Origin of the sequence: uncultured Campylobacter sp. (assembly GCF_938045465.1) — a bacterium.
Lineage (GTDB): Bacteria > Campylobacterota > Campylobacteria > Campylobacterales > Campylobacteraceae > Campylobacter_B.
Window position 1 is genome coordinate 1 of sequence record NZ_CALIBF010000195.1, and the last position, 12,543, is coordinate 12,543.

General features: G+C 48.9%; 13 protein-coding genes and 4 tRNA genes. 10 read left to right on the forward strand and 7 right to left on the reverse strand.

The window, feature by feature from the left end; genetic code table 11:
* Window positions 1-226 precede the first annotated feature (226 nt).
* The 3 genes from Q0413_RS09610 to serS all read right to left on the reverse strand — a co-directional run bounded on the left by Q0413_RS09610 (window position 227) and on the right by serS (window position 4,738).
* Window positions 227-1,594: a sodium-dependent transporter gene (locus Q0413_RS09610; protein WP_298989777.1), complete on the reverse strand. Its 1,368-nt coding sequence runs from the start codon at window positions 1,592-1,594 to the stop codon at window positions 227-229.
* A gap of 9 nt (window positions 1,595-1,603) precedes the next feature.
* The gene (gene rsfS, locus Q0413_RS09615) at window positions 1,604-3,223 is read right to left on the reverse strand and encodes a ribosome silencing factor (RefSeq protein ID WP_298989780.1); all 1,620 of its coding nucleotides are present in this window, start codon (window positions 3,221-3,223) and stop codon (window positions 1,604-1,606) included.
* Window positions 3,224-3,487: 264 nt separating this feature from the next.
* The gene (gene serS, locus Q0413_RS09620) at window positions 3,488-4,738 is read right to left on the reverse strand and encodes a serine--tRNA ligase (protein WP_298989783.1); all 1,251 of its coding nucleotides are present in this window, start codon (window positions 4,736-4,738) and stop codon (window positions 3,488-3,490) included.
* Window positions 4,739-4,878: 140 nt separating this feature from the next.
* Here serS and Q0413_RS09625 point away from each other — a divergent pair, with 140 nt between their 5' ends.
* The 6 genes from Q0413_RS09625 (at window position 4,879) to Q0413_RS09650 (ending at window position 9,142) form a co-directional block, all read left to right on the forward strand.
* Window positions 4,879-5,628 (forward strand): DUF4198 domain-containing protein, encoded by a 750-nt coding sequence (locus Q0413_RS09625; RefSeq protein WP_298989786.1) that lies wholly within the window; start codon window positions 4,879-4,881, stop codon window positions 5,626-5,628.
* A 204-nt stretch (window positions 5,629-5,832) separates the two neighbouring features.
* A complete protein-coding gene (locus tag Q0413_RS09630) occupies window positions 5,833-6,483 on the forward strand; it encodes a hypothetical protein (protein ID WP_298989789.1) in 651 nt (216 codons plus the stop codon).
* Window positions 6,473-7,072: a cobalt transporter CbiM gene (cbiM, locus tag Q0413_RS09635; protein WP_298989792.1), complete on the forward strand. Its 600-nt coding sequence runs from the start codon at window positions 6,473-6,475 to the stop codon at window positions 7,070-7,072. Before Q0413_RS09630 ends, cbiM begins: the two co-directional genes overlap by 11 nt.
* On the forward strand, window positions 7,069-7,725 hold the full coding sequence (locus Q0413_RS09640; RefSeq protein WP_298989794.1) for a hypothetical protein: 657 nt from the start codon (window positions 7,069-7,071) through the stop codon (window positions 7,723-7,725). Before cbiM ends, Q0413_RS09640 begins: the two co-directional genes overlap by 4 nt.
* Window positions 7,722-8,369 (forward strand): energy-coupling factor transporter transmembrane component T, encoded by a 648-nt coding sequence (locus Q0413_RS09645; protein ID WP_298989797.1) that lies wholly within the window; start codon window positions 7,722-7,724, stop codon window positions 8,367-8,369. The genes Q0413_RS09640 and Q0413_RS09645 overlap by 4 nt, the downstream gene beginning before the upstream one ends.
* Window positions 8,366-9,142 (forward strand): ABC transporter ATP-binding protein, encoded by a 777-nt coding sequence (locus tag Q0413_RS09650; RefSeq protein WP_298989799.1) that lies wholly within the window; start codon window positions 8,366-8,368, stop codon window positions 9,140-9,142. Before Q0413_RS09645 ends, Q0413_RS09650 begins: the two co-directional genes overlap by 4 nt.
* A 55-nt stretch (window positions 9,143-9,197) precedes the next feature.
* On the opposite strand, the gene Q0413_RS09655 is transcribed toward Q0413_RS09650, so the two are convergent.
* Window positions 9,198-9,274 (reverse strand) — tRNA-Glu (locus Q0413_RS09655).
* Here Q0413_RS09655 and Q0413_RS09660 point away from each other — a divergent pair.
* Window positions 9,242-9,424 (forward strand): hypothetical protein, encoded by a 183-nt coding sequence (locus tag Q0413_RS09660; RefSeq protein ID WP_298082322.1) that lies wholly within the window; start codon window positions 9,242-9,244, stop codon window positions 9,422-9,424. The genes Q0413_RS09655 and Q0413_RS09660 overlap by 33 nt on opposite strands.
* A gap of 7 nt (window positions 9,425-9,431) precedes the next feature.
* Here the strand turns inward: Q0413_RS09660 and Q0413_RS09665 are convergent, their stop codons facing one another.
* The 3 genes from Q0413_RS09665 to Q0413_RS09675 form a co-directional block, all read right to left on the reverse strand.
* A complete protein-coding gene (locus Q0413_RS09665) occupies window positions 9,432-9,869 on the reverse strand; it encodes a PH domain-containing protein (protein ID WP_298989808.1) in 438 nt (145 codons plus the stop codon).
* Window positions 9,870-10,370: 501 nt separating this feature from the next.
* Window positions 10,371-11,411, reverse strand: a complete 1,041-nt coding sequence (locus tag Q0413_RS09670) for a 3-deoxy-8-phosphooctulonate synthase (protein ID WP_298989811.1) — start codon at window positions 11,409-11,411, stop codon at window positions 10,371-10,373.
* Window positions 11,412-11,462: 51 nt separating this feature from the next.
* A complete protein-coding gene (locus tag Q0413_RS09675; RefSeq protein WP_298989813.1) occupies window positions 11,463-12,050 on the reverse strand; it encodes a transglycosylase SLT domain-containing protein in 588 nt (195 codons plus the stop codon).
* Window positions 12,051-12,178: 128 nt separating this feature from the next.
* On the opposite strand from Q0413_RS09675, the gene Q0413_RS09680 reads away from it, so the two are divergent.
* The 3 genes from Q0413_RS09680 to Q0413_RS09690 all read left to right on the forward strand — a co-directional run bounded on the left by Q0413_RS09680 (window position 12,179) and on the right by Q0413_RS09690 (window position 12,478).
* Window positions 12,179-12,254, forward strand: a tRNA-Val gene (locus Q0413_RS09680).
* Between the two features lie 60 nt (window positions 12,255-12,314).
* Window positions 12,315-12,391 (forward strand) — tRNA-Asp (locus Q0413_RS09685).
* A gap of 11 nt (window positions 12,392-12,402) precedes the next feature.
* Window positions 12,403-12,478: transfer RNA gene (locus Q0413_RS09690), tRNA-Lys, on the forward strand.
* Window positions 12,479-12,543: the final 65 nt, after the last annotated feature.

The following is a 12,543-nucleotide window of genomic DNA, read 5'->3' on the forward strand; positions in this document are numbered from 1 at the left end:
CGGGAAGGGGGCTTGGATTGCGAGGTCGCTCCCCTTCCCGCCCCAAACCCCACCTAACCCCCGACGACGCTTTACAAGGGACAGGACGTGGTTGCGCTAAATTTATTTATAACTGCACCGCGTAAAAACTTACGCCGTAGCGTATGTAACGGAGCAGATGGAATTTTAAAATTCTATCGCACCGCCGCAGGCAAATTTAAAATTTAAAACTCTCGTGGCTTTAAATTTAGCCGAAAATCCCGTACCCGAAGATCACCGCGATGATGAGCGGCAGGATAAATTTGACGTATAAAAACCAAACTCCCGCGAGCTTTGCGCTTAGATCGCCTTCGTTAGTAAGCTCGTAAATCGCGTCCTTTTTCAGCACCCAGCCCACGTAGATGCAGCATAGAAGCGCCGTTAGCACGAAAAAGACGTTCGCGCTTACGAAGTCGAAGGCGTCGAAAACCGAGCGCCCTAGAATTTTAACGTCCGCAAGCACGCTGCTTGAGAGTATGCAGGGTAGGTTGCCGAGCACGAAGACGCCGCCGAGCGTTAAATTTACCGCCTTTAGCGTTGAAAATGAGAAGCGCTCCTCGACGAAATTTATGATGACCTGATAGATCGTGATCGACGTCGTAAGCGCGGCGATGAGCAAAATCGAGAGAAAGACCACCGCGACGGCGTTGCCGAACGGCATGTGCGAAAACGCGATCGGCAGGCTCTTAAAAACTAACGACGAGCCGCTGCTCGGCTCAAGCCCTGCGCTAAAGAGCGACGGGAAGATCATAAAGCCCGCAAGCACGGCGATGAGCGTGTTTACGACTGCGGTGATGGTGGCTGTTTGCATCAGCTTCTCGTCTTTGTTGAGGAAGCTAGACAGCGTGATCATCACGCCGAATCCGAGCGAGAGCGCGAAAAAGACCTGACCCAAAACGTCGATCAAAAGCTTGGGCGTGATCTTGGCAAAATCGACGCCGAGATAAAATTTCACGCCTTCCTTTGCGCCCTCAAGCGTTAAATTTGTAAGAATTACGGCGATGAAGCATAAAAATAGCGCGGGCATTAGAAATTTTACGAATTTTTCGATCCCCTCGATGATGCCGTTTTTCAAAATGTACCAGTTGATCGCTATGAAAACGAGCGTGTAAGCTCCGACGCCGAGCGGGCTATTTTCGATGTGATCTGCGTAGAATTTTTGCGTAAATGCGGGGTCTGTGATCCGCGCGGAGAGGTCGAAGTTGCCGCTTACGATGTTTACGATATAGGTTAGCACCCAGCCGCCGAGAACCATATAGTAGGCTAAAATTCCAAACGCACCGATTACGCCCATGATGCCTACGATCTTCCATGCGGGCTTTATGCGCGAGCCATCCTTTTTAGGCGCCGTGAAGGCATCGACGCAGTTTCTTAGCGCGCGGCGTCCGATGACATTTTCTACCAAGATCATCGGGATTCCAAGCACGATCATCGCGATGCAAAATATGAGCACGTAGGCGCCGCCGCCGTTTTGCCCGACTAAATACGGAAACCGCCACGTGCAACCAAAGCCGATCGTGGCGCCCGCGACGGTTAAAATATATGTGAGCTTGCTGCTCCATGTCTGTCTCGGCACGCTCCCTCCTTAAAATTGCTCTTTTTTGAGCTTGTCGAGGAAGTCCTCGATATTGTATTTGGCGCGGTAAGTCTCGCTGATGAGATGGACTATGATGTCGCCGAGATCGACGACGCTCCACTCATCGCCGCTTTCGATAGCCAAAAACTCCTCCCCAAGCGGTTTTAGCACGCTTTTTAGCTCCTCGATGAGCGAGGCTGCGTGGCGGGCGGTTAGCATAGTAGCGATAACTACGAATTTCGCGATATATTCGCGCCTCTCCATATCGATGATCTGGACGTCTTCGGCTTTCTTTTCGTTTAAAATTTCGGCGATCCGCTCCGCCCTTTGCTTTGGATCTTGCATATCTTTCCTTTTATAAAATTTTATGACCTCTGCTGCGATCTTGGGCGGGATTTCGTCTTTGAAATCTCGCCTAAAACCGCTTGAGCTCGCATCTACGGCAATCTCGATCCGCCTTAGATCCGCCCATTGCCGCGGGATCTCGTAGCCGGGCCGCGTAAGCACGACAAACTCCGCTAATTTTTGCAGCTCGCTAAAGTCGCGCCATTTATGAAGCTCCGATAGGTTGTCGGCACCCACGACGATGTAGAGCTTTGATATTGTATCCGTACTGCTTGCGCTACCTATGCAATTTACTGCGTTGCCTGCGCTATGCGCGTCGTTCGTATCATTTATGTCGCTCGCATCGCTTGCGTCATCCATGTCATTTGCGCCGCCTGCGTCGGTCATACAATTCGCATTGTCGCTTGAAATTTCGCTTGCATTTGTGATTTCGCTCGCGTCTGCGCTTAAAATTTTATTCGCGCTTAAAATTTCGTTCCGGACAACGCTCGGAATTTTGCTAGTACTCGAAATTTCGCCCCCGACGGAGTTTGAAATTTCCCTCATGACGATGTCGGACACTTTGCTTGCGACGACGCTTGAAATTTTATCTGCACTTAAAATTTTGCTTGCGTCGTTTGCACCGCCCGCATTACTTTTGCAGCCGCCCGAAATTCCACTTACCGTGCTTTGCGAAATTCCATCCGTTTCGTTTTCGCCGCAGGTCGAAATTTCATCTGCTACGCCGCCTTGCAAAGCTTCGTTTTTTGCGTTGGCAGAGATACTTACTCTATCCGTATTAACGGCGGTGCAGGCGTCGCTGCTTAGAATTTTACTTATATCGCACGACAAAGCTCCGTCTATTTTCTCAGGTAAAATTTCGCCCGCGCTGCTCGAAATATAAGCATCGGTGCAAATTTCTCCCGCAATATTTGCGCCGTCAGGTAAAGCCCTATCCGTTACGGCTCTCGGGGTTTTGCTCGCCGTGGCTGCCGTCTCTGCCGCGATTTTGCCGTTTCCGCCGTATTTTTCGAGCAGAAATTTCACGCTTTGTATCGTGGATACCGGGCGGTTTTGCGAAATTTCATAATCGCTTACCTCTATGCGCGGGGTGTCGCTCCACAGCGCGCGGCACCATCTAAGCCGCAGCTGCGGCGGCACCGAAAAGCTCTTTTTAAACGGGTTTAGAAATGACGGCATTATGATTAGCAAATCGGGCTTTAGGCTTGATAAGATCGCCTTTACCGCGGCGTCGTGTCCTGCGTGCGGCGGATCGAAACTGCCGCCGAAAAGTGCGATTTTCACGCGCTTACTCCGCACCGTTTCGCGCCGCAAAATTTCGCACCATCCGCCGCAAATTCTGCGGCATAAAATTTTGCGCGGCGCAATCTTACTTTATGAAATTTTACGCCGCAAAATTTCGTACTACTAAATTTTGTTGCAAAAAATCCTGTGTTTTGCAGCGCGAAAAATTTAACGCCGCAATCCATAAATTTTTCCGCGCAAAATCCAGCGGTTGCGAATCGGGCGTTAGAATTTGGGTTTTTGTAAGGCTTTCGCACGGGCCGCCTACATATATTTTTCTAAAACGCGCGGGATTTCGATGCTGCCGTCCTTGCGCTGGTAGTTTTCCATTATCGCGATTAGCGTGCGGCCGACCGCGAGCGAGGAGCCGTTTAGCGTGTGAACGAGGCTGTTTTTCTTGCCGTCTTTGAAGCGGATCTTGGCTCTGCGCGCCTGAAAATCGCGACAGTTGCTGATCGAGCTGATCTCTCGGTATTGGTTCTGCCCCGGCAGCCAAACCTCCAAATCCACGGTTTTTGCGGCGCTAAAGCCCAGATCGCCGCTGCAAAGCAGCATGTGTCTGTGCGGAAGGCCAAGGCTAGCTAGCAGATCGCTCGCGCACGAAATCATCTCCTCAAGCATCTTTGCGCTATCTTCGGGGCGCGTGATGGCGACGAGCTCGACCTTTTCGAACTGGTGCTGGCGGATCATGCCGCGCGTATCGCGCCCAGCCGAGCCCGCTTCTTTGCGAAAGCAGTGGCTGTAGCTGGTGAGTTTAATCGGCAGCTCCTCGCTACGTAAAATTTCATCGTTAAAGAGATTTGTCGCCGTAACCTCGCTCGTAGGGATGAGGTAGAGGTTTTGCTCCTCGTCGTCGACGCGGTATAGATCGTCTTTAAATTTAGGCAGCTGGCCCGTGCCATAGAGGATCTGATCGCGCACCAAAAACGGCATATTTACGAGCTCGAAACCGCGCGAGTTATTAAATTCAATCATGTAGTTGATGAGAGCCATATTCAGTTTTGCGCCAAGACCTCGGATCGCGGTGAAGCGGCTGCCGCTGAGTTTGACGCCGCGCTCGAAATCAAGCCATCCCAGCGCCTCGCCGAGCTCGAAGTGCTGCTTGGGCGCGAAGTCGAATATGCGCGGCTGCAGCACCTTTTTGATACAGACGTTTTCGCTCTCGTCCGCGCCGATCGGCACGTCGTCGTCGATGATATTTGGCACGCACGCGGCGATCGCCTCTAAGCTTTGTTCGCGCTCATTTACGAGCTCGCTTAGGCTTTGGATCTTTTGCTTGTTTTCTTCAAGTTGCGATTTTAGCGCGCCTACGTCCTTGCCCTCGCGCGCGGCGAGGCCGAGCTCCTTACTCTTTGCATTTTGCACGGCTTGAAGGTTCTCTAACTCCGTCTTTTTGGATTTTAGTTCGTTGTAGGCATCCAGTAGCGATTGCAGGGTTTGCGGCGGGACTTTTTTGGCGATGAGTTTTTTATTAAATTCGTCGAAATTCGTCTCGATAAGTTTTAAATTTATCATTTTCTACCTCTTTTTGGTAATTTAAATTGCGACATTTTAACTAAAGTTTGCTTTAAATACTCAAAATAAACCCACATTTAAGCAATACGGATGAAAAAAAGTGATACAATTCCGTAATATTTTATTATGAAAGGTATTACATGAAGGCAAAATTTGCTTTTTTAGGAATTTTCGCGGCGAGCCTTGCGTTCGCGCATTTTGGCGTTTTTACAACGGATAAAAATGTCGTAGAGGATCAAAAAGATGCTACTTTAAAGCTAAATTTGGAATTCTCCCATCCGTTTTTACAGGAGTCTATGAATCTACAAAAGCCCGCAGAATTCGGCGTTTTTATTGACGGAGAGAAAAAATCGCTCCTAGGCAGCCTAAAAGAGCAGAAAAAGGGCGAAAATTCCTATTTCGCGGCGGAATTTAAAGCGGACAAGCCATCGCTTTTAGCGTTTTATTTCGATCCCAAACCCTATGCCGAGCCGGCTGAGCGCAAGATGATCCGCCATATCACCAAAACCTACGTCGATGCTTACGGCGCGGGCGAAGGCTGGGATAAGCCGCTCGGGCTAGAGGCGGAGATCGTGCCGCTAGTGCGGCCTTATGCGCTGTATGCGGGCGAGATATTTAGCGGAGTTTTTTTACTACATGGAAAGCCCGTCCCGGGCGCGGACGTGGAGATCGAGCTATATAACGATAAGGGCTACAAAGCCCCTAGCGAGGCGCATGTCACACAGGTCGTTAAAACCAACGGCGCGGGCGAGTTTAGCTTCGTGATGCCGGTTGCCGGCTGGTGGGGCTTTGCGGCTCTTAGCGAGGAGGAAGCCGCCAAAGGAAGCGAGCAGCCCGTAAATGAGCTGGGAGCCGTACTTTGGATCAAGGCAGACGAGCTGAAAAAATAGGGGAGCGGCTCGGGGAGATCTCTTTTTTCGGGCAAAATTTGCGCCGCCGCGGATAAATTTAAATTTACGCTTTGGCAGGGCTTTGAAATTTTATTTTCGCGCGTTTTGCTTTTGGGTGTAAAATTTCCAGCGAATTTTGCGGCTAAAATTTTACGGGGCGAAATTTTGTTGTTTTGCACCCGCGCGCAGTCTGCGTCTCGGGGTTTGGTTAAAACTTTACGGAGCAAAATTTCTCTGAGTAGAATTTTAAGTAACGTAGCTCTGCTGCATAAAATTTTGCTTGGTAGAAATCCGCGCCTAGGAGCTTCGAGCGATGGTATTGCTCTGCTCGCGATTTTTCGCAAGCGTAGAAATTCGCTCTTAGTAGCTTCGAGCCGCGAAATTTCATATCCATGGATTTATGAGCTTAAAATACCAGCACGTAAAATTTCGTTTTTTGAAATTTTGCAAACCCTACCTTTTAAAATTTCACAGGCTCTGTTTTACTGCGCGAGCGTCGCACCGAGATCGCTCGGAGCCTCAAATTTTACGTCGCGAAATCTACTTGCCGCTTCCGCAAATACAGCAATTAAAAATTCTTGCACCGTGCGAGCCGTAAAATTTATCAAATTTGCCGGTTCCGTAAGCAGTTCCGAGGCTGCTTCGAGTCTTGCGCTAACAGCCGCCGCAAATAGGACGCAAGCCGCGAGTTTTACAGCCGAAAATTCTGTCGTGATTAAAGCCGTAAAAGCAAGACCTGTAGTAATCAAAGCGATTATCGTAAAGTTCGCAAATGCCTTAAATTTAGCCACTTCGCGCGTTTTTGTGCGTCTAAAAAGCGGGAGCGATTTAAAGGAGGCGAGTCATGCACATTAGTGAAGGAGTTTTGAGTGCGCCCGTGCTGCTCGCAGGCTGGGCGGTTACGGCGCCTGCGGTAGCGGCAATTTTATGGCGCGTAAAGCAGGCTGAGATCCCTAGGATCGCATGTTTTAGCGCGCTGTTTTTCGTCGCATCTTTTGTGCACCTGCCCGTGGGGGTCAGCTCCATGCACCTGATGCTAAGCGGGCTCGTGGGCGCGTTTTTGGGCTCGCGCGCGATCTTGGCGATTTTTGTCGCGCTATTTTTACAAGGGGTATTTTTCGGCTTCGGAGGGCTTAGCGTGCTAGGCGTAAATACCGCAGTCATCGGCTTTCCAGCGGTTTTGGGCGGGCTCTTTGCCGCCGCCGCAAAAGCGCAAGAGCTAAAAGTGCGCATGCAAAAAATTTATCTATTTTTGGCGGGTTTCGTGCCGATCGTCTGCTCGATGCTGCTTCTTGATCTCGTGCTTTTCATCAGCGGACGGGAGTTTTTTGCTATCGCGACACTCATCTCGCTCGAAGGCGCAATCTTAGCTGTTTTGGAAGGGATCATCACTCTTTTTGCGCTTAGCTTTATTGCGAAATTTTACGGCGGACAAAGGCGATGAGAGCGCTATTTTTCTTAGCGGTTTTGAGCTCCTTCGCATTTTCGCATGCGCTTCATCTTTTCGCGACGCAAGAGGGCGATAGAGTGGCGATTTATAGTTATTTTTATAAAAATTCTCCCTGTATGGAGTGCGAAGTTTTAATCAGTGCGGACGGGCGCGAAATTTTGCGCACTAGGACCGATAAAGAGGGACTTGCGAGCATAAAGATCCCGGCTAAAAATTTTACTATTCAAATTTACGGAGGTGCAGGGCACGGCGCGCAGATGGAATTTAGCGCCGAGAACTTTGCGCCGCAGAATTCCGGTGATCCTGAAAATTCCACGCCGCGAAATTCTGACGTTTCTGAAAATCCTATGCCGCAAAATTTGAACGCCGCTAAAAATTCCGCATCGAAAGATAGCGGATCCAAAGCCCGCACGTCCGAAAATATCGCGCCGAAAGCTAGTACGCCTGAAAATAAAATTTCAAGTGCTTCCGAGCCTTTGGAAAATTCCGCCTCGCAAAGCATCTTGCCAAAAAAAAGCCCTAAGGGCGATATTAGGAGCATGGCGTTTCAAAGCCAGTCCGCCGAGGCGCCTAAAATCGCGCTTTGTTTGGCCTTGATTTTCGGCTTTTTTGGCTTAATGTGGCTAGCGAAAAGAGCGCGCAAATGAGCCCCGCCGTATCACTGCTCGCGTTTTTCATCTTCAGCTTCGGCGTCGGACTTAGCGGGCAGCTTTACGCGGCGTTTTTTGCCCCGCCGCTACTTCTTTTTGCGCTTAAAATTTCGATTGCGCGCGCGGTCTGCACAAGGCTTGCGGTATTAAATATCTTTGCGATTTTAAGCGCGTTAAGCCCCGCCATAGTCGGCAACTACGAGCTTGCGGGCGTGATATTTTTGCGCGCGAATTTGATAATGGCGTTTGCGATTTTACTATTTTACGGCAAGGACGAATATTTTTTCGCGCGCGGATTTTACGGGCTCGGGCTCGGCGAAAAGCTAAGCTCTTTGGTGTATTGCTGCGGGCGATTCGTAAATTTTTTACGCTCGGATCTAGCAAGGCTGCAAGCTCTTTTGCGCATGCGCGGATTTGTAGGGACGAGCGGAATTTTCACCTATAAAATTTATGCAAATTTAGTTGGGATTTTAGCGATTTCGGCGCTTGAGCAAGCAAGAAATTTAAGCCTGGTGATGAGCGCGCGAGGGTTTTGCGGTAGGCTATTTTACGAGCGTCGCGAGGGCTTGAGCGTCTCGGAGGCCTCGTTTTTGGCGTTCGTGCTGACGTGCGTATCTATTAAAATCGGAGCTATCTTATGAGCTGTTCGCTTAAGGCGTATGGGATAAGCGCTAAAAACGGCGAGCGAGAAATTTTTCGCGGCGTAAATTTGAGCGTAGGGCATAAGGAAAAAGTGGCGATCTTGGGCGCGAACGGGCAGGGCAAGACGAGCTTGCTTCAAATTTTAGGTGGCCTAAGGCAATGGGGCGAGGGCGAAATCGAGCTTTTCGGCGAGAAGCTTGAGTGTGCGGAGGATTTTGCAAAATTTCGCCACGAGATCGGGTTTTTGTTTCAAAACAGCGACGATCAATTTTTGTGCGCGAGCGTGTTTGAGGACGTCGCATTTAGCCTGCGTGCGCAAAATGAGCGGCTAAAACGAGCGCAAAATGCGGAGAAAAGGCGTGGAATTTTTTCTAAATTTTTTGGTCGTAATGCGCAAATTTTAAGGCAGGGCAGCGAAAACGACCATCTAAAAAAGCTTGAAATTTTAAGCGAAGAGCAGATCGAGCGTAAGGCGCTGGAGACGCTACGGCGCCTGGGAATCGAGCATCTGTGCGAGCGGGTGCCCTTTCATCTAAGCGGCGGCGAGAAAAAGCTGGTGGCGCTTGCGGGCGCGCTGGTATGCGAGCCTAGGATACTGCTACTGGACGAGCCTACGACGGCGCTTGACGAGGCGATGCAAGAGCGCGTAGCGGGGATTTTGGCGGGGCTTGACGTAAGCGAGGTTATCGTCTCACACGATAAAAATTTCATCGATAAAATCGCGGATAAAATCTATTATTTGAAATCGGACGGCTTGTATGAAAGCCCATGATAAAATCATAGATAAATTTATCGTTTAAAATCAAGAGGCTTGTATAAGTCCATAATGGCGACCCTTGCGGGATTTGAACCACGCGTTTTCGCACTGAGAATGCAACGTCCTGAGCCACTAGACGAAAAGGTCAAGAAGCCGCATTATAGCGACAAAAACAAAATTTTAGATAAAATGCCTGCGGCGGTGCAAGCACAAATTGCTTGGAATTTTAAAAGCCGGCGCGGCATAGATAAAATTTGCGACGTAAATTTTATGATTTGGCTGAAATTTCATATATGAAAAAAGTCTAGCCGATCTTTTCCATCGCCTTGTTTTTAAACGCTACTGGATTAGCGACAAATTGGAAGCTAACTGCCGTGCCGCCGGTACCTCGCACCACTATGGTGCCGAATTTTAAAATTCGTCCCAAGATACTCTGCATTACGGATATGCTTTCGATTTTTTCATATTTTAGCTCCGCCGTTTCGCGACTGATAAGACCCTTTTTGCCGATTATACGCTGATTTGTGATAGCAAGCTCGTTTGTTTTTAAAACAACAAATCCGTGAATTAGCGCCGCTATAAAACCGCCAAAGCATATGAATGAAAGTCTATCATCTTTATTTATGATTCCAACTATCGCGGGAATCAATATGATGATAGCGGAGATAAAAACCGCCCAGTGAATTTTAGCTTTAGCAATTACAGTTTCGCCATTTAGAAGGTTAGACTCTACGTAACCCATAAATATCCTTTAAAAGAATTTTAGGCTTGAATTATATCCCTGCCCCATTAATTTTGACTTAAATTTTATGCGGCAGGTCGCACTATGACGGCTTAGACGATCGGAATTTGCGCGTAAATTTAGATTAAATTTTACTTTGTCGGCTGCGAAATTCGGTGCAAAATTTATGGTTAAATTCTGCGCACTAGGCTTTTAAAATTTTAAATTTAGCGCAGCGAAATTGCCCCGCTCGCGGCCTGGCGATCGCCCTATGCCGCATAAATTTTATCAAAGCCCCCGAAGTTTAGTGAAGCTCGCAGAGTAAATTTATAAATGCGCTAAATTTTATCGCAATACATTTGAAATTTTTAGCGCGCGATATGCAAACTCGCTGCGCTTGAAGCACGCCCTTGCATATAGAATTTATTAGCGCAAAGTACGAAAATCGGCTAGCGTGCGCAGCGAAGCGAAATTAAAATTTAAACTCGCTAGCCTAAATTTGAAATTTTACAGCCGCCCACTCTAAAATCCGAGTGCTTTTTGAATCGCGAGCGTCTGCGCTACGACGCGCTCGAGCTGCTGCAAATTTAGCATATTCGGCCCATCCGAAAGTGCGCGAGCGGGATCAGGGTGCGTCTCGTAAAAAAAGCCGTCCACGCCCACGGCCGCCGCCGCTCGTGCAAGGTACGGCACGAAGTGCGAGTCGCCGCCGCTCGTAGCGCCGATACTAGGCATCTGCACGCTGTGCGTCGCGTCAAAAATAACCGGTGCAAACTCGCGCATAATCGGCAGCGAGCGCATATCGACGATCAAATTTCCGTAGCCGAAGGTGCTGCCGCGCTCGGTGAGCCAAACGCCGTAGCGGCGCGCCAGATCGTGCATCCCTTCGTCGCTTGGCTGCGGGGCGCTTTGAGTAGAATTTACGGCGTTTGAAGCATCGCAAGCATGGGTGGAATTTTGCGCGTTCAATCGTGCACCGCAATAATTTTGCGCGTCTAATGCCGAAGATCCGCTATCTGTACTGCTTCGAGCATCGCTTTGCGCGCTGTAAATTTCGGTATCGCTAGAGCAGGCGCTGTTTTGAGCGGCCTTTGTATCGCTAGATGCCGCGCCGCTTTGCGGGGTATAAGCCCGTGCGCTGCGGGTTTGCAGTACCTTTTCGACGCTGTGTTTCATCGCCTGCGGCGATAGAAACTGACCTTTTTTGATGTTTACTACCGCTTGCGTGCTGGCTGCGGCGACGAGTAGGTCGGTTTGGCGGCACAAAAACGCGGGTATTTGCAGCACGTCGGCGACGCGCGCGACGGGCTCTGCCTGGTAGCTTTCGTGGATATCGGTTAAAATTTTATAGCCGAATTTTTCCTTTACCTCGGTTAAAATTTCACAGCCGCGCTGCAGCCCCGGGCCGCGGAAGCTTGAGATGCTGGTGCGGTTGGCTTTATCGAAGCTACTTTTAAAGTAAAATTCCACCCCGCTCATTTCGTTAAATTTGCGCAAACTTTCCGCGACTTTCATTATCAGCTCGCGGCTTTCGATCACGCAGGGTCCTGCGATCAGTATCATGAAATATCCTTTTTTAAAATTTGCGCGATTTTAGCGAAATTTTGCTAACTCTTAATAGGGCTTGCCGAAAAATTTCTCGTAATGCTCGTAAAAGCGCTTGTAGTAAGGGTTTGAGTAGCGTTTGCGCATGCCGTAGTTGTAGCACTCGATCGTGTCTTTGATATTTTTATTTTTGGCGTTCCAGCATTTGCGCAGAATTTTGGCGCATTTGGTAAGGTTGTACATCGGGTTGAATATATAATCTATCTCATTTTGGCTGAAATTTACGGCGTTTAGCTGCCCGAGCCCCACGTCGATGCTAAAGCCATCCTCGTAGAGGTACTTGGCGATCTGCACGGCGTAAATTTCGTTTGCCGGTATGATCGTAACGACCCATTTGCTGGAATTTAGGCTGTAGTTGCTCGTCTTGATGCGAATATTTTGATTGCGCAGGCTCGCGAAATAATCGGCGTTTGCTTTGTTCGTCAAAAAGGAGATCGTGTAGGGCTCGAAGTCGCTTTCGATTTTGACGATAGTGTATAAAATTTCAGGCTTTACACCTTCGTTTTGCGCTACTGCGGCGATGGCGTTTACGATCTCGTTCGGCGAGTAGGCGGGGGCTTGAAGCGCCAAAAACAGGGCGAAAAGCAACTTTTTCATCTAAATTTACCGAGCCTTTGATAAAATTTTATGTCGCAAGTATAGCACAATTTCAGTCTTTTCATCATTGTTTAAGTGAAAATTAATCGTATTGGATATATAATCACATTTCTTTTTTAAACCCAAACGGTCGCTTAGCTCAGCTGGTAGAGCGCCACCCTTACAAGGTGGATGTCGCAGGTTCGATCCCTACAGCGACCACCATTTTGAAATCCTTGGATTTCATACTTCTTTAGCACTTGCGCTGCGAGTGTGATTTTTGGTGCGACGGTAGTTCAGCTGGTTAGAATGCCGCCCTGTCACGGCGGAGGTCGTGGGTTCGAGCCCCATTCGTCGCGCCACTTCTTACGATGTCTTGCTAGCTCAGTAGGTAGAGCATCTCACTTTTAATGAGGGGGTCGTTGGTTCGAATCCAACGCAGGACACCATCTATCAAATTTTCCCCCTATTTTTAGTTTTTTGATTTTTTTAAAGGCCCTGTTTTACGGCTTTT

Coding starts and splice junctions, on each gene's coding strand:
- serS (WP_298989783.1), bottom strand. CDS start 4,738: ATGATAAATTTAAAACTTATCGAGACGAATTTCGACGAATTTAATAAA.
- Q0413_RS09625 (WP_298989786.1), top strand. CDS start 4,879: ATGAAGGCAAAATTTGCTTTTTTAGGAATTTTCGCGGCGAGCCTTGCG.
- cbiM (WP_298989792.1), top strand. CDS start 6,473: ATGCACATTAGTGAAGGAGTTTTGAGTGCGCCCGTGCTGCTCGCAGGC.
- Q0413_RS09640 (WP_298989794.1), top strand. CDS start 7,069: ATGAGAGCGCTATTTTTCTTAGCGGTTTTGAGCTCCTTCGCATTTTCG.
- Q0413_RS09645 (WP_298989797.1), top strand. CDS start 7,722: ATGAGCCCCGCCGTATCACTGCTCGCGTTTTTCATCTTCAGCTTCGGC.
- Q0413_RS09650 (WP_298989799.1), top strand. CDS start 8,366: ATGAGCTGTTCGCTTAAGGCGTATGGGATAAGCGCTAAAAACGGCGAG.
- Q0413_RS09660 (WP_298082322.1), top strand. CDS start 9,242: ATGCAACGTCCTGAGCCACTAGACGAAAAGGTCAAGAAGCCGCATTAT.
- Q0413_RS09665 (WP_298989808.1), bottom strand. CDS start 9,869: ATGGGTTACGTAGAGTCTAACCTTCTAAATGGCGAAACTGTAATTGCT.
- Q0413_RS09670 (WP_298989811.1), bottom strand. CDS start 11,411: ATGATACTGATCGCAGGACCCTGCGTGATCGAAAGCCGCGAGCTGATA.
- Q0413_RS09675 (WP_298989813.1), bottom strand. CDS start 12,050: ATGAAAAAGTTGCTTTTCGCCCTGTTTTTGGCGCTTCAAGCCCCCGCC.